The sequence below is a fragment of the Reinekea marinisedimentorum genome (genome assembly GCF_004341165.1).
In the GTDB taxonomy this organism is placed as follows: Bacteria; Pseudomonadota; Gammaproteobacteria; order Pseudomonadales; family Natronospirillaceae; genus Reinekea; species Reinekea marinisedimentorum.
This window is the reverse complement of the sequence record NZ_SLZR01000001.1, coordinates 382,683-397,898: the sequence shown is the minus strand read 5'-3', so window position 1 is coordinate 397,898 and position 15,216 is coordinate 382,683. Positions and strand designations below refer to the sequence as shown.

The 15,216-nt window shown below is 55.3% G+C and carries 14 protein-coding genes; 11 read left to right on the top strand and 3 right to left on the bottom strand.

The window, feature by feature from the left end; all coding sequences use genetic code 11:
* Positions 1-102 precede the first annotated feature (102 nt).
* Positions 103-1,527, top strand: a complete 1,425-nt coding sequence (locus BCF53_RS01930) for a cryptochrome/photolyase family protein (RefSeq protein ID WP_132699311.1) — start codon at positions 103-105, stop codon at positions 1,525-1,527.
* Here the strand turns inward: BCF53_RS01930 and BCF53_RS01925 are convergent.
* A complete protein-coding gene (locus BCF53_RS01925) occupies positions 1,496-1,675 on the bottom strand; it encodes a hypothetical protein (RefSeq protein WP_132699309.1) in 180 nt (59 codons plus the stop codon). The genes BCF53_RS01930 and BCF53_RS01925 overlap by 32 nt on opposite strands.
* Positions 1,647-2,027 carry a GIY-YIG nuclease family protein gene (locus BCF53_RS01920; protein ID WP_243645749.1) on the bottom strand — a complete coding sequence of 127 codons (381 nt, stop codon included), beginning with the start codon at positions 2,025-2,027 and terminating at the stop codon, positions 1,647-1,649. The genes BCF53_RS01925 and BCF53_RS01920 overlap by 29 nt, the downstream gene beginning before the upstream one ends.
* Here BCF53_RS01920 and BCF53_RS01915 point away from each other — a divergent pair, their 5' ends adjacent.
* The 4 genes from BCF53_RS01915 to BCF53_RS19175 all read left to right on the top strand — a co-directional run bounded on the left by BCF53_RS01915 (position 2,028) and on the right by BCF53_RS19175 (position 7,698).
* Entirely contained in the window at positions 2,028-3,386 is a 1,359-nt protein-coding gene (locus BCF53_RS01915; RefSeq protein WP_132699307.1) for an efflux RND transporter periplasmic adaptor subunit, read from the top strand.
* Positions 3,383-6,478, top strand: coding sequence for an efflux RND transporter permease subunit (locus tag BCF53_RS01910; RefSeq protein WP_132699305.1), 3,096 nt, complete (start codon positions 3,383-3,385; stop codon positions 6,476-6,478). Before BCF53_RS01915 ends, BCF53_RS01910 begins: the two co-directional genes overlap by 4 nt.
* Before the next feature lie 164 nt (positions 6,479-6,642).
* Positions 6,643-7,452, top strand: a complete 810-nt coding sequence (gene zupT / locus BCF53_RS01905) for a zinc transporter ZupT (RefSeq protein ID WP_132699303.1) — start codon at positions 6,643-6,645, stop codon at positions 7,450-7,452.
* 84 nt (positions 7,453-7,536) lie between these two features.
* Positions 7,537-7,698, top strand: coding sequence for a hypothetical protein (locus BCF53_RS19175; RefSeq protein WP_165901776.1), 162 nt, complete (start codon positions 7,537-7,539; stop codon positions 7,696-7,698).
* On the opposite strand, the gene BCF53_RS01900 is transcribed toward BCF53_RS19175, so the two are convergent.
* Complete coding sequence (locus tag BCF53_RS01900) at positions 7,695-8,990, bottom strand: DEAD/DEAH box helicase (protein ID WP_132699301.1); 1,296 nt, start codon at positions 8,988-8,990, stop codon at positions 7,695-7,697. The genes BCF53_RS19175 and BCF53_RS01900 overlap by 4 nt on opposite strands.
* Positions 8,991-9,175: 185 nt before the next feature.
* Here BCF53_RS01900 and BCF53_RS01895 point away from each other — a divergent pair, with 185 nt between their 5' ends.
* The 6 genes from BCF53_RS01895 (at position 9,176) to BCF53_RS01870 (ending at position 15,201) form a co-directional block, all read left to right on the top strand.
* Positions 9,176-9,520 carry a DUF2956 domain-containing protein gene (locus BCF53_RS01895; protein WP_132699299.1) on the top strand — a complete coding sequence of 115 codons (345 nt, stop codon included), beginning with the start codon at positions 9,176-9,178 and terminating at the stop codon, positions 9,518-9,520.
* Entirely contained in the window at positions 9,517-10,461 is a 945-nt protein-coding gene (locus BCF53_RS01890; protein ID WP_132699297.1) for a 2-hydroxyacid dehydrogenase, read from the top strand. The genes BCF53_RS01895 and BCF53_RS01890 overlap by 4 nt, the downstream gene beginning before the upstream one ends.
* A gap of 406 nt (positions 10,462-10,867) precedes the next feature.
* The gene (locus BCF53_RS01885) at positions 10,868-11,608 is read left to right on the top strand and encodes a fumarate reductase cytochrome b subunit (protein ID WP_132699295.1); all 741 of its coding nucleotides are present in this window, start codon (positions 10,868-10,870) and stop codon (positions 11,606-11,608) included.
* A gap of 24 nt (positions 11,609-11,632) precedes the next feature.
* Positions 11,633-13,672: a fumarate reductase flavoprotein subunit gene (locus BCF53_RS01880; RefSeq protein WP_132699293.1), complete on the top strand. Its 2,040-nt coding sequence runs from the start codon at positions 11,633-11,635 to the stop codon at positions 13,670-13,672.
* A complete protein-coding gene (locus BCF53_RS01875; RefSeq protein WP_207902616.1) occupies positions 13,669-14,430 on the top strand; it encodes a fumarate reductase iron-sulfur subunit in 762 nt (253 codons plus the stop codon). The genes BCF53_RS01880 and BCF53_RS01875 overlap by 4 nt, the downstream gene beginning before the upstream one ends.
* A gap of 144 nt (positions 14,431-14,574) precedes the next feature.
* Positions 14,575-15,201, top strand: coding sequence for a 3'-5' exonuclease (locus BCF53_RS01870; RefSeq protein WP_132699291.1), 627 nt, complete (start codon positions 14,575-14,577; stop codon positions 15,199-15,201).
* Positions 15,202-15,216: the final 15 nt, after the last annotated feature.

Genomic DNA, 15,216 nt, shown 5'->3' with positions numbered 1-15,216 from the left:
ATGCTAGATGCTAGATGCTAGATGCTAAATAATCTCCGATAAATCCAAACAGGGCCTGAAACCGTAGTAATCTCAACATAACACTCAAGGAAGCCCAAATTCATGAAGCCCGCCATCGTCATTCACTGGTTCCGGCAGGATCTGCGCCTGGCCGATAACCCGGCACTCACCGCCGCCGTGCAGCAGGGCGCGGTTATCCCCATTTACATCCTCGACGATGACAACGCCGGTGCGCACGCCATGGGCGCGGCCAGCCGCTGGTGGCTGCACCATTCGCTGCAGGCACTGAACGACGCACTGGCAGGTAAACTGCAGGTTTTTCGGGGCGAGCCGCTCACCGTTCTGCAGCAGTTAATCACCGAGCACAAGGTGAAAGCCGTGTACTGGAACCGCTGCTACGAACCCTGGCGCATGCAGCGCGATGCCAGCATCAAAGCAACGCTCAGCGAGCAAAACATCAGCGTAAAAAGCTACAATGGCTCACTGCTCTGGGAGCCCTGGCAGATCAACAAAAAGGACGGCACGCCCTACAAGGTATTCACGCCGTTCTATCGCAAAGGCTGCCTGAATGCAGAACTGCCGAGATCTCCGCTACCAATGCCAGAAAGCCTGCCGCTGGCCAAAATCAGCAACGACACCGATCTGGCCTCGCTCGGCTTACTACCAACACTCAACTGGGCCGACCCCTTCAGCGAGCACTGGCACATTGGCGAGCAGGGCGCACACGATCGCTTTCAGCAGTTTCTCGATGAAGGCCTCAGCAACTACAAAAAGGGCCGCGATGAGCCGGCACTGAATTGCGTTTCCGGCATGTCACCGCATCTGCACTTCGGCGAGGTATCGCCCAATCAGCTCTGGTATGCGGTGCGTTCCATGGGCGAGAGCGTCAACATCGAGCATTTCTGCAGTGAACTGGCGTGGCGTGAGTTTTCTTATCAGTTGCTGTATCACAACCCCAACTTACCGACCGAAAACCTGCAGAAGAAATTCGACCACTTCCCCTGGCAGCAAAACGCCGGCCATCTGGCCGCCTGGCAGCGCGGCCAAACCGGTATTCCGATGGTCGATGCCGGCATGCGCGAACTGTGGCAAACCGGCTACATGCACAACCGGGTGCGGATGATTGTCGGTTCGTTCCTGGTGAAGAATCTGCGCCTGAGCTGGCATGAGGGCGAGCGCTGGTTCTGGGATACCCTGCTCGATGCCGACCTGGCCAATAACAGCGCCAGCTGGCAGTGGATTGCTGGCTGCGGTGCCGATGCCGCGCCGTACTTTCGGGTGTTTAACCCGGTCACGCAGGGCGAAAAGTTCGATGCCCAGGGTGAATACATTCGCCGGTTCATCCCCGAACTCGGCAAACTGCCGAACAAATATCTGTTTGCGCCCTGGCAGGCGCCCGCGGAAATTCTGAAGCAGGCAGGCGTGGTGTTGGGCGAAACTTATCCACAACCGATTGTCGATTTAAAGCTCAGCCGCGAGGCAGCGTTGGAAGCGTTCAGCACGCTGAAAGCCATTTCGCAGCCATAAAAAAAGGCTCGCATTTGCGAGCCTCCTTTCTCCACGCCATCTTGTCTTTGCGGCGCTTTGCTTTGGTGGTTTTTTCATGGACGCCACCCTTCTTCATAATCGGGTCAAAGGCGTACGGGTTACGCTTCAGTGGTTTTTGCTTGGCCATTTTCGGCCTCCGTTATATAACGTTGAACTAATTGCTGTTTTTGCGGTCTCGGTAGCTTGCGAACCTGATATTCACGTTTGGATGCAGCGGCGCGGTCTGGCGCCTGCTCACAGTACACCAGCTCTACCGGACGGCGCGCAGAAGTATAGCGGGCACCACCGGCGAGTAAACCGTTGTGCTGTTTAAATCTGCGTTCAATATTGGTGGTTATTCCAGTGTAGAAGGTTGAATCTTTACACTTTGCTACGTAAACGTACCACATTGGTTCCATTTTCTTTTGCTCGAATCTTACGTAGAAATGTATCGCGAAAACGCTCATACCTAAACTGTTGTCACCTTCTTCGAGGCTCATATGCTGAAAAAAGTCGTAGTTCCTGTCCTAATTCTGCTGGTCGCTTTTGGCGCTTACAAACTGATGAACGCCGATGACGCCCCCAAAGCGAAGCCCGGCAATGCTCAGGCGCAAAGTACGCAAACCGAAAAAGCCGACGCCGGTCAAATCCCAAAAGAAGGTGACGAAAACAAAGACGGCGAAGAGAAGAAAGAGGAACAACCGGCGTCTCGCGGACGAGGCCCGATGGGCACCGGCGTTCTGGCCCGTCAGGGCGCCACATCGGTCGAGGTGTTAGCCGCCAAGCCGGCAATTCGCCGCGGTCAGGTACAGCTGTTCGGCACCGTCGAAGCGCGCCAGCAGGCCACGATCACCGCCACCAGTACCGCCGAAGTCATTTCCCTGAATGTGAATGAAGGCGACAAAGTCAGCAAAGGTCAGAGCCTGTTGACGCTGTCCGCAGATTCCGCGCAGGAAACCCTGCAGCAGCGCAAATCCGCACTGGCCGAGCTGGAAGCCGGCATCCGTATTCAGGAGCTGAAGCACAAGAACGATCTGGCCTCGCTGGAAATCGACAAAGAGCTGCTCGCCATTTCTAAAAAGAGTGTCGACCGCTTCAGCAGCCTGAACTCGCAGCAACTGAGCTCCAGCAGCGACTATGAAGACACCCTGCGTACCTATCAGTCGCAACTGCTCAGCGTGCAGGCGCGTGAGCTGACCATTGCCCAGTACGAAGATACCCGCCAGCAGCTGCTGGCTCAGCGCGAATCACTGCAAAGCCAAATCCGCCAGGCTCAGGAACTGGTTGATGACTTAAACGTGCACGCACCGTTCGATGGCATTATCGCGAAGATAGATATTGTCGCCGGTCAGGAGCTGCGCTCGGGTGAGACCATCGCGCAAATTTACAACCCGTCGGCCCTGGCCGTGTATGTGCGCGTACCCATGCGCTACCGGCTCGATTTACTGCCGATCAGCGACATTAAAGCGATCGACCGAAACGGCCAGGCCTGGCAGGCGCGATCGATTCGCCCGATCAACGAAACCGGCGCACAACGGCTGACACTGGAACCAGTCGCCGGCTCAACCAATACGCACCTGCCGGGCAGCCATGTGTCGGTCACTGTCAGCTACCCGATTGCGCAACCGACCGTTGAGGTGCCCTTTACCGCGGTTTACGACCAGCAGCGCATCTACGTTGCGGAACAGGGTGCCCTGCGCGCCACCGATATCGAGATTCTCGGCAACACCAAAACCGGTTATCTGATTGCCGCCGACGCCATCACCGAAGGCGAAAGCATTGTTACCACCCGGCTGAAAAACCCACTCACCGGCATGACGGTTTCTGTCGCCCGGGCGAACACAGGAGCGAAACCATGATTCGTTGGATCGAAACCTTCGCACAGCACCGCATTGCCGCCAACGGCGCAATGATTCTGATTGTGTTAACCGGGTTATGGGGCGCAAGCCAGGTTAACAACCAGTTTTTCCCGGATTTTGAGTTCGACCGCATTGCCGTGCGCGCCACCTGGACGGGCGTCAGCGCAGAAGATATGTACGAGTCCATCGCCGTGCCGTATCAGCAGGCACTGGCCGGCATGCCGGAGATCGACGGCATTACCACCATTGCCGGTGACGGCTACGCCAACCTCTACATTTCCATTTCTGACCGCGCCGAAAGCCTGGCCGCCGCCGGCGAGCTGATCGAAGATGAAATAGACACGGTGGACATTCCCGACGGTGCCGACGACACCGAGATCGATACCCCAAGGCGGCGGGAAAGCGTTGCCGACCTGCTGTTGTTTGGCGATGTGCCGATTGATGAACTGGCCGACCTGGCTTATGAAATCCAGAACGACCTGCTGAAAACCGGCTTTGCTCAGGTTGATTTAAGCGGTATTCCCGGGCAGAGCATCGACATCTCGGTGGATATGGCCGGCCTGCTCGATACCGGCCTGAGCCTCAGCGACATTGCCGCGGCCGTGGATGCCGAATACACGCCGCAACCGGCGGGCACCTCGCCCGATGGTCAGCTCACCCTGCAACTGCGGTCTGCCACACCGGAAGTCGATCTAAAAAGCCTGCAGGCCATTCCGGTGCTCACCTGGGCCGACGGCAGCACCTTACAGCTGGGTGAAATCGCCCGAATTGAACGGGTTGTGGATAACTCTTCCGAAGAGCTGTATTACGAAGGCCATCCGGCTGTGCGGCTGCAACTGCGCCGCACGGTCGGCGAAGACACCTTGGATAACGCCAAGCTGATGAACCAGTGGCTGGAAGGCTTTCGACCCACCTTACCGGAAACCATCGAGCTGAAAGCTTATAACGAAACCTGGCTGATCGTGGCCTCGCAGCTGAAATTACTGATGGATAACGGCCTGATGGGGATGGGGCTGGTGCTGGTTGCGCTGTTCTTGTTCCTCAATACCCGGCTGGCGTTCTGGGTGGCGCTGGGCATTCCCACCAGCTTCTTCGCCACCTTCCTGATGATGCACTGGCTGGGGATTACCATGAATACCATCAGCCTGTTCGGCTTTATGATTGCACTGGGCATTATTGTCGACGATGCCATCGTCGTCGGCGAGCAGGCCCGAGCCTATCAGCAGCAGGGTATGACTGCCGACAAAGCCTCGCTGTTGGCCGCCAAAAAGATGTGGGCGCCGGTGCTGGCCTCCAGCCTGACCACCATTGCCGCCTTTATGCCACTGACGATGTTGTCCGGGCCCATCGGCCGGCTGTTTAAAGACATCCCGATTGTGGTGACCATCGTGATTATTGCCTCGTTGATTGAGTGCTTCCTGATTCTGCCGGGGCACCTTTCACACAGCAAACACAGGAAGGACCGGCCGATTCGCCAGAAATTAGATGGTGCCTTCAACTACGTGCGCGACCAGCACTTCCGCAAGCTGGTACGCTGGAGCCTGCGCAACCGACCAATACTGGTCGCCGGGGTGATCGGGGCCTTTGTCATTGCCATGGGCATGGTCAGTTCCCGAGTCGTGCCGTTCCAGTTTCAACCCTCGGTGGAATCACCGTCGCTTTCCGTCACCGTCAGCTTTAACGAGGGAACCGACCAGAACAAGGTGTATGGCTTTGTTGATCACCTCACCGAGCAGCTGCAAAAGGTAGAAGACGACACCGGTTACGACTTTATTAAGACCGCCGTGGTACAGCGCAACTACAACGATAACCCGGCCAATGCACGCATCGATGTTGAGCTGATTTCTGATCAGAACCGCCCGTACACCAACCAGGAGCTGGTCACCAAGTGGCGTCAGGCCACCACGCTGCCGTCAGAACTCGACAGCATCAGCTTTGGCCGCGGCCGCCGCTTTGGCGGGGAATCCGGCGATATCGAGGTGGTCATCAACGGTGAGAATCTGGATACCATCAAGGCGGCCTCGCTGGAGCTGCAGGCAATGATGGACAACACCGAAGGCTTGTCAGACGCCACCGACTCACTGCCCTATGGTGATGAGCAGCTGCGCTTTGAACTCACCGCGCTGGCCCGCGACCTGGGTTTAAGTGAAGCCAACCTGGCCACCTTCCTGCGCCAGCATGTTGAAGGCATTGATGCGGCGGAACAGATTATCGGCACCCAGACGCTCGATATTCGGGTGGTGTTGCCGGAAGAGCAGCGCAAAGAAATCACCGACATTCTCAGCCTGCCTTACAGCTTAAATGGCGAGATTATTCCACTGGATGACCTGATCAACAGCTCGTTCCAGCGCGGCCTGGATGGCATCCGCGCCGAAGACGGCGAGCTGGCGGTCACGGTCAGCGCCACGCTGAACGAGAACCTGATGACCAGCGACGATATGTACACCCTAGTCGAAACCACGCTGCTGCCGGAACTGCGCGCCCGCTACGGCACACTGGATATCGAGATGGGCGGTGATGCTCAGGAGCAGGCTGACTTCCTCGCCGAAGCGCAGCTCATTCTGCTGTTCGTGCTGCTACTCATCTACGGCATTCTGGCCTGGGTGTTTGAAAGCTGGGTCTGGCCGGTGGCGGTGCTGATCACCGTGCCGTTCGGCCTCACCGGCGCCATATTCGGGCACTGGATTGTCGGTCTGCCGCTCTCTGCTTTGTCGATCATGGGGCTGTTCGGGCTGTCCGGCATTGTCATCAACGACAGTATCGTGCTGATCAGCGTTTACCGCGATCTGCGTGATGAAGGCATGGAGCTGTACATGGCGCTGGAGGAGGCCGTGGCCCGCCGCCTGCGTCCTGTCATCCTGACCACCGTCACCACCATGGCCGGGTTAACCCCGATGCTGTTTGAAACCAGTCTCGATGCGCAGTTCCTGAAGCCCATCTCCGCCGGCCTGGTATTCGGGCTGATGCTCGGCACCGTGCTGATCCTGCTGTTTGTGCCGGCCATGCTGCTGACGTTAGAGCAGCTCACTGCCTGGTCGAATAAGGTCTCCGGCAAGGCTCATTCAAAGGCGAAGGAGCTGCTGACGTCCTGAGCCAATATCGTTTGCTACCTGCGGCTAAGGGCAGCTCCGTGCCCTTAGCCGCGGTAAAAACTACGGTAAAAACACCATAGCGGTTATAGCACTGTTAGAGATTCCACTGCATTATATAGACATGTGAAACCCCTGTTTTAACCTCTCTAACTGATGGTCCCCCTATGGAATTTGTATTTTCGAGAACGATGTTTGCGTTCAGCCTGACTCTGCTGGCCGGTATGGCCACCGGTGTTGGCAGCGCACTGGCCTTTTTCACCCGGCGCACCAACACCACCTTTCTGGCCGGCTCGCTGGGCTTTTCTGCCGGGGTGATGATCTATGTGTCACTGGTCGAAATCTTTGCCAAGGCCAGCGATTCACTGATCCTGGCCTACGGCCATAAGCCCGGCTACCTGATTACCACCGTTGCCTTTTTCGCCGGCATTCTGGTGATTGCGCTGATCGATAACCTGGTGCCCAGCTTTGAGAACCCGCACGAAGCCCGCTCTATTGAAGACTTCAACGAGCAGGACGACAACCTGAGGCTGAAACGCATGGGGCTGTTCTCGGCATTGGCGATTGCGATTCATAACTTCCCCGAAGGGCTGGCCACCTTTATCAGCGGCCTGCAGGACCCTACCATGGGTATCAGCATTGCCGTGGCCATCGCCATTCACAATATCCCCGAAGGCATCGCCGTGGCCGTACCCATCTACTTTGCTACCGGCAGCCGCGGTAAGGCCTTTGGACTGTCGTTTTTATCCGGTCTGGCCGAGCCGGTCGGGGCACTGGTGGGCTTTCTGCTGTTGATGCCGTTTATGACGGATGCGGTGTTCGGCATTCTGTTCGCCATGGTGGCGGGCATTATGGTGTTTATCTCGCTGGATGAGCTGCTGCCGACCGCAGAGAAATACGGCAACCACCACGTTGCTATTTACGGTGTTATCGCGGGAATGGCGGTGATGGCGTGCAGCCTGGTGATGTTTAGTTAAATATTGAAGGATCAAGAAAAAGCGTCGTTCAAATGAACGACAAAGCCGCCACAGCTTTCGAGACGATGAAAAGGCAGCTCTCAAATGGACGTCGAAAACATGGCGGTCCGACGACTCGGTGTTTTCGTCGAGCGTATCAGGTGGTCCGGCATTCCGGCGATACTTGCAGCGGTCCATTTGCGAGCTGCCTTTTTGTCGGCGGGGATTATCGACGAACTAAAACGCGTTTCTTTGCAGCAGGCCTAGAGCGAATCCGGCTTTTTATTTCGGCGTCGCGGCCGGCGTCTTGGCTTAGGTTTCGACGCAGCTTGCTCCGCCTGGGCCGGTGCTTTCTGAGCCTTTGGCTTCTTCGGTTTCTTTATCTTTTTCGGCTTTAAGTTTAACGCCGGCGGCTGAAATGCCTGTGACGGTTCAAACCCCTCAACCGTTTTAAACGCCAGCACCTCACCAATCAGGTTCTGAATCTCCGCCAGCAACTCGATCTCTTCTACATCGACAAAGCTCACAGCCTCACCGCTGGCCTTGGCTCGGCCAGTGCGCCCAATACGGTGCACATAGTCAGCCGGCACATTGGGCAGATCAAAGTTGATCACATGCGGCAGTTCGTGAATATCCAGGCCACGCGCGGCGATATCGGTTGCCACCAGCACCTGAACGTCACCACTTTTGAAATCGGCCAGGGCACGGGTCCGCGCGCCCTGACTCTTGTTGCCATGAATCGCCGCAGCGGAGATTCCGGCCTTCTCCAGGCGAGTCGCCAAGCGGTTGGCACCGTGCTTGGTGCGCGAAAACACCAGTACCTGATGCCAGTTGTGATCTTTAATCAGCTGACACAGCAGTGCCGGCTTGTTGCTCTTATCCACCGGGATAATCAACTGGCTGACGGTTTTAGCGGTGGTGTTTTCTGTCGCAACAGAAACCTCAACCGGGTCGTTGACAATGGTCTTCGCCAGTGCCCGCACCTCATCGGAGAAGGTCGCTGAAAACATCAGGTTTTGTCGCTTTTGCGGCAGCAAGCGAAGAATTTTTTTGATGTCGTGGATAAAGCCCATGTCGAGCATACGGTCGGCTTCATCCAGCACCAGAATTTCCAGCTGATCAAACTTAACGGCATTCTGCTGGTATAGGTCGAGCAGCCGCCCGGGGGTGGCCACCAGAACATCAACACCACGGCGCAGGGTCATCATCTGCGGGTTAATCTTGACACCGCCAAACACCACCGCCGAGCGCATCGGCAGGTGCTTGCTGTAGTTGAGTACGTTTTCCTGAACCTGCGCGGCCAGTTCACGGGTGGGCGTCAGCACCAGCGCCCGCACCTGATTGCTGCGTACCACCGCCTTGCTAGCGGTCAGGTTTTGTAGCATGGGCAGGGTAAAGCCGGCTGTTTTGCCGGTGCCGGTTTGGGCGCTGGCAAGCAGATCCCGCTGATTTAAAACTTCAGGAATGGCTTTGCGCTGAATATCGGTTGGGTCACTGTAACCCTGGTCGGTCACTGCTTTTAATAAAGGAGCAATGAGGCCGAGCTGTGAAAAACTCATATAGGAACTCTAATTAAAAAAAAGATACACCCGCAGGTGTGAAAGGCGGCGCAGTGTACCAGCAATAGAGCAGCCGGGCATGGAAAAACAGCGTTCGTCCGTCAATGAGTGGCTCACAGCGTGGCAGAAACGCCCACAGCGAACGGTTTTGTGTATATTAGGGTAAAAAACATCAGGAATTTACCGTGGCAAACAACAAACCATCAGCGCAAACGCAACAGGAAGCCCTGGCCATCGCCAAGGGTACCCAGCGGCCGGGGCAAACCAAGGAGCAAACCAAGCTCATTGCTCAGGGCATTGAAAAGGGCATCTCCGAATATAAAAAGCGCGAAAAGCAAAAGGCCCGTGAACGCGATAAGCAACGCAAGAAAGAGCTGAGCCAAAAAGAAACCGCAGAACAGCCAGCCGAATATAATGGCGAAAACACACAAAACTCAAACGGCAGAGCGGCATTGCCCTGGGTACTGCTGGCGGCCAGCTGGCTGGCGTTTATTACGTTTTATCTGTTCAATGCCGGGGTGCGCGCATGAAACCGATCATACCCTTTGTACACCGCATCACCGAAAACGAAGAAGCGCGCTGGATCAGCGAGCTGAATGCCCACTGGCCAGGCTGTGAGGTGCGGCCATTACGCCAGCTAAGCAACGCACAAATTGACGCGGCCAGCGTGGCCATTGTGGCAAACCCCGACCCTGAAGACCTGAACCAACTGCCCAATCTGAAGTGGGTGCACAGCCTGTGGGCCGGCGTTGAAAACCTGGTACAACACTGGCACCGAACAGACATTCCCATTGTGCGGATGAAAGACCCGGCCCTTGCCACAACCATGGCCGAAGCAGTGCTCACCTGGGCGCTGTTCCTGCAAAGAAATATGCACCGCTACGCCCGCCAGCAAAAGCACAATCAATGGCTCGCGTTAGATTACCAGCCGATGAGTGATTGCACCGTTGGCATCATCGGCCTCGGTAAGCTGGGCATGGCCACGGCCGCGGCGTTGAATGCACAAGGCTTTAAAACCATTGGCTGGAGCCAGAGCGAAAAACACATCGATTTTATGCCCAGCTTTCAGGGCCGCGATGGGCTCAAAACGGTTGTTGAGCAAAGCGATATTGTTGTCGTGCTGCTGCCATTAACCGCCGAAACCAATGGCCTTTTCGACACAACTATGTTCAGCGCAATGAAAGCCAACGCGCACCTGATCAACTTTGCCCGCGGGCCCATTGTTGAAGTGGAATCGCTGCTGAACTTTCTGAATAACAACCCGAACAGCCATGCCGTTCTGGATGTTTTTGATCAGGAACCACTGCCGCCGGAAACCCCGCTTTGGCAGCACCCCAGCGTTTCGGTATTACCTCATATCACTGCGCCGACGCTGCCGGAATCGGCCGCGAAAATTGCAATTGAAAATGTTAAACGCTATTTCGAAACCGACATGATTCCCGGAGCTATTGATCGGGTAAAAGGCTATTAGCAGCACATGCAAAACATTCAGATTGAGGCGTTACCGGAACCGCGCGCGTCTCGACTGATTTGCTAACGCATTAAACACTTCATTGCTTAAACAGCGTGGCCATTTTTTGGCGACGGTTAATACAGAAAAATTTTTTACTTACTTCAAATAAAATTCAGGCGGGCGAGAAGCCCGCGACCCATCATAAAAAATCAAATCACCTTATCTGAATTTTACTTTCTATAAATCTTTCTAAACAACGCATGAATGCAACGCCGGCTTGCATCTGTGCGCCCAATAAAATTGACATTCATCAACTGTGAATCGCCCGATGCGCGCACCATGGTGACACTAAAAATTTCCCATGGTTTCCCAGCCTTCGTCACCGAAGAAAACCAAAACAAAAACGAGATTGGAGCAAGTAAAGATGATCATTGGGACAGTCGACCTTGGAAGGCCGACGCGCCTGTCTGCGTGGATGGATATCGTCCAGGGCGTAACGGGTTTATTTTTAGTCGTATTCATGTGGGCGCATATGTTTCTGGTTTCCAGCATTCTGCTGGGCAAAGATGCAATGTATTTTGTTACACGGCTGTTCGAGGGTGAGCTGTTCTTTGGCCGCGCGTTTCCTCAGCTGGTTTCGATGCTGGCATTTTTTATTTTAACCGTGTTATTTGTGCACGCCTTTCTGGCGCTTCGGCGGTTCCCGACATCCGCAAACCAGTACCGTTCACTTCACCGGTTAATTCAGGGCCTGAAACACAAAGACACCACGCTCTGGTATGCACAGGTACTCACCGGTTTCATTCTTTTCTTTCTGGCTTCGGTTCATCTGTATCAGTTGATCTCTCACCCGGGCGACATTGGCCCCTACGCAACCTCCGACCGCATTTACAGCGAGCGCATGTGGCCACTCTATTTAATCATGCTGTTTGTAGTTGAACTGCATGCCGGTGCCGGTATTTACCGCCTGGTTATGAAGTGGGGCATCTTTCTGGACAGCAATCCGAAAACCATGCGCACCCGGCTGCGAAAAATTAAATGGTTGATTACGGTGTTCTTCATCGTGCTGGGTTTGCTGACACTCGGTGCCTACATGAAGATCGGTCACGCGCATCAGGATGCTGTCAGCCAACGCTATCACCCGGCGATTGAACAAAGCCTGTAATAATAAAAATCGGGAAACGAATCTATGAAAACTGTACACACCGATGCACTGATCATTGGCGGCGGCATTGCCGGTTTGCGCACAGCAATTGGCATTAAGCGCGCCGGGCACGATGTCATTATTTTAAGCCTTGTACCACCCAAACGTTCTCACTCGGCTGCCGCACAGGGCGGCATGCAAGCCAGCCTGGGCAACTCGGCAAAAGGCCAGGGCGATAACGAGGATATTCATTTTGCCGACACCATTCGTGGCAGCGACTGGGGCGCCGACCAGCAGGTCGCACGCATGTTCGTCGATACCGCACCGAAGGCCGTACGCGAGCTGGCCGCCTGGGGTGTGCCCTGGAACCGGGTTCGCAAAGGTGACAACAAAAGCATTATCAACGGGCAAGAGGTGGTCATTAGCGAACGCGACGAGGCGCATGGCTTAATTACCGCGCGTAACTTTGGCGGCACGCAAAAATGGCGCACCTGCTATGTTGCCGATGGCACCGGTCACTCCATGCTTTACACCATGAGCAACAAAGCCATTGCCGAAAAGATTCCCGTGCATGAACGCATGGAAGCAATCGCGCTGATTCATGACGGCCAACGCTGCTATGGTGCCGTAGTGCGCAGCCTGGTGGATGGCTCGCTTACCGCCTACATTGCCAAGGCGACCTGCATAGCCACCGGTGGCTATGGCCGGCTGTTCCGGGCAACCACCAATGCCGTGATCAACACCGGCATCGGTGCCGCCATTGCACTGGAAACCGGCGTCGCCCAACTCGGCAATATGGAGGCGATTCAGTTTCATCCGACCGGCATCATTCCGGCAGGCATTCTGGTTACCGAGGGCTGCCGTGGCGATGGCGGCCTGCTGCTCGATAAAGACCTGCACCGCTTTATGCCGGACTACGAGCCGGAGAAAAAAGAACTCGCCTCACGCGATGTGGTTTCCCGCCACATGGAAGCACACATCGCCAAAGGCAAGGGCGTGCAATCACGTTTTGGTGAACACCTCTGGCTCGATATTCGGCAGTTGGGTGCCCACCACATCAACACCCGGCTGCGGGAAATAAAAGAAATCTGTCAGTACTTTATGGGCATCGACCCGGTGACCGATCTCATTCCCGTACGCCCGGTACAACATTACTCGATGGGCGGCGTGCGCACCGATCATCGCGGTGAATCGCCCACCTTAAAGGCGTTATTTTCCGCCGGCGAGGCAGCCTGCTGGGATATGCATGGCTTCAATCGCTTGGGCGGCAACTCGGTCGCGGAAACCGCCGTTGCTGGCATGATTGTCGGCGAGTTTATGGCAGAGTTCCTGAGCGACGACGCCTCCCACATTGGTGTTTCCACCGCACTGGTGCGCAGCTTTATGGAACGCGAACAGGAAAAATTAGACCAGCTGGCAAACAGCAGCGGCACTGAAAACCCCTTCCAGCTGATGAAGGCTATGCAGGAATGCATGACCAAAAATGTCGGTATTTTCCGCAACGAAGAACGCCTGAAAATTGCGGTCGCTGAACTGCTGGAACTATCGGAACGGGCGAAAAACATTCGCGTTTATTCAGGAACGGCCGGCGCCAACCCAGAGCTTGTCGCCGCCTATCGGGTGCAGAAAATGCTAAAGCTTTCACTCTGTGCAGCATACGGTGCGCTGCAGCGTGAAGAGAGCCGCGGTGCGCACTACCGTGAAGATTTCCCGCTGCGTAACGACCGCGACTGGCTGTGCCGCACGCTGGCCAGCTGGGAGAGCGACGAGCAAAACCTGCCCACACTCCGCTATGAAAAACTTGATGTCCGGCGTATGGAAATGCCGCCGGGCTGGCGGGGCTATGGCAGCAAAGAGCGTATCGATCACCCCGATACCGAAGCACGTCAACTGCAGGTTGATAGCGCCGCCAAACAACAGACCGACCGATATCAATTGCAGCAAAGCCTGATGCCATTCAAACACATGCTGCCGGAAAAACTGCGCGGCCGAAACGAGCGACTCGATGAACCACTCGCCAACACCGATAAGGCGGGCACTGCATCCGGCCGACTCAACAACCGCTCACATAAGGAGGCACTGTGAATACCATTGCCGCAAAAAACCTGCACAGCTTAAGAACGCTCACCTTCAATATTTTTCGCTACGACCCTAAGCGGCCGGAAGTAAAGCCACGCATGGACAGCTACCAGCTGGAAGAGGCCGATGCCATGACGCTGTTTATCGCCCTGAATGAATTGCGCGAAACGCAGGACCCAACCCTGCAATTCGATTTCGTCTGTCGTGCGGGCATTTGCGGCAGCAGCGGCATGCTGATTAACGGCGTACCGAAGCTGGCCTGCCGGGTGCTGACCAAAGACCTGCCGGCGACCATCTCACTGGCACCATTGCCGGGCTTTGAATTGATCGGCGACCTCTCGGTAAACACCGGTAAATGGATGCGCGGCATGTCTGAACGGCTGGAAACCTGGATTCACACCAGCGAACAGGAACCGGACTTCCACAAAATTGAACAGCCGATGGAGCCGGAGCTTTCAGAAAAACTTTACGAACTGGAACGCTGCGTGGAATGCGGTGTCTGCTTTTCAGCCTGCGGTACCGCTCAAATGCGGCCCAACTTTGCCGGCGCCGTTGGCCTCAATCAGATGGCGCGCTTTCAACTGGACCCGCGCGATGAGCGAACCGATGCCGATTTCTATGAGGTGATTGGCGATGAAAACGGCGTATTTGGTTGCATGACACTGTTAGGCTGCGATGACCTGTGCCCGAAGGAGCTACCGCTGGCTCAGCAAATTGCCTACATGCGCAGGAAGATGGCGAAAACAAGGAAGGGGCTTTTTTAATGTTCGATGCAACGCTCAACACGACAGGTAAAATTCACTCCGCCTGATTCAATACGGGGCCAAAGCACTCAGCCGCCGCTGCATTAGCCAGCGGCGGAAATCTGACGTAAAATTCCGGTTCAACCCCGCCGGAAGGTAACATCCATGGCGTTAGCCAACTCGCTGATCGTACTCGACTTTGAAACCACCGGAATCTCACCCGACATGGGCGACCGGGCCATTGAGATCGGCGCGGTAAAGATTGAGAACGGCGTTCTAACCGATCGATTCCAACGTCTGATGAACCCGGGCAGACGCATCTCCCCGTTTATCGAAAGCTACACCGGTATTACCAACGCGATGCTGAAGTCAGCACCGGGCAATGCTGAGGTTATGGCTGAGTTTTGTGAATTCATTGGCGACAGCAATCTGCTTGCGCACAATGCAGCCTTTGATAAGCGTTTTTTAGATGCAGAGTTATCAAAGATTAAGCGGCGCTACCCCGGCAATTTTGCCTGCTCGCTACTGGTCGCACGAAGAGTTTTTCAAAGCGCAGAAAATCACAAACTGGGCACACTGATCAACCACTGCAACATTTCATGCGACGGTAACTTTCACCGTGCATTATTCGATGCAGAAATGACCGCAAAGCTCTGGCTTTCAATACTCAGTACGGTTGAACGAGAGTATGGCCTTTCAAATATTTCATTCAATGAAATTCAAAAACTCGCAAAGACACCGAAAAAAAGCATCGGCAAATTTCTTTCCTCGCTGGCAGCAACTGAACGCTGAACAGCGGGCTCATAA

Excerpts from the sequence above, each read along its gene's own strand:
- BCF53_RS01890 (WP_132699297.1), top strand. The coding sequence starts at position 9,517 with ATGAAACCGATCATACCCTTTGTACACCGCATCACCGAAAACGAAGAA.
- BCF53_RS19175 (WP_165901776.1), top strand. The coding sequence starts at position 7,537 with ATGGACGTCGAAAACATGGCGGTCCGACGACTCGGTGTTTTCGTCGAG.
- BCF53_RS01880 (WP_132699293.1), top strand. The coding sequence starts at position 11,633 with ATGAAAACTGTACACACCGATGCACTGATCATTGGCGGCGGCATTGCC.
- BCF53_RS01910 (WP_132699305.1), top strand. The coding sequence starts at position 3,383 with ATGATTCGTTGGATCGAAACCTTCGCACAGCACCGCATTGCCGCCAAC.
- BCF53_RS01885 (WP_132699295.1), top strand. The coding sequence starts at position 10,868 with ATGATCATTGGGACAGTCGACCTTGGAAGGCCGACGCGCCTGTCTGCG.
- BCF53_RS01915 (WP_132699307.1), top strand. The coding sequence starts at position 2,028 with ATGCTGAAAAAAGTCGTAGTTCCTGTCCTAATTCTGCTGGTCGCTTTT.
- BCF53_RS01920 (WP_243645749.1), bottom strand. The coding sequence starts at position 2,027 with ATGAGCCTCGAAGAAGGTGACAACAGTTTAGGTATGAGCGTTTTCGCG.
- BCF53_RS01870 (WP_132699291.1), top strand. The coding sequence starts at position 14,575 with ATGGCGTTAGCCAACTCGCTGATCGTACTCGACTTTGAAACCACCGGA.
- BCF53_RS01900 (WP_132699301.1), bottom strand. The coding sequence starts at position 8,990 with ATGAGTTTTTCACAGCTCGGCCTCATTGCTCCTTTATTAAAAGCAGTG.
- zupT (WP_132699303.1), top strand. The coding sequence starts at position 6,643 with ATGGAATTTGTATTTTCGAGAACGATGTTTGCGTTCAGCCTGACTCTG.
- BCF53_RS01925 (WP_132699309.1), bottom strand. The coding sequence starts at position 1,675 with ATGGCCAAGCAAAAACCACTGAAGCGTAACCCGTACGCCTTTGACCCG.
- BCF53_RS01930 (WP_132699311.1), top strand. The coding sequence starts at position 103 with ATGAAGCCCGCCATCGTCATTCACTGGTTCCGGCAGGATCTGCGCCTG.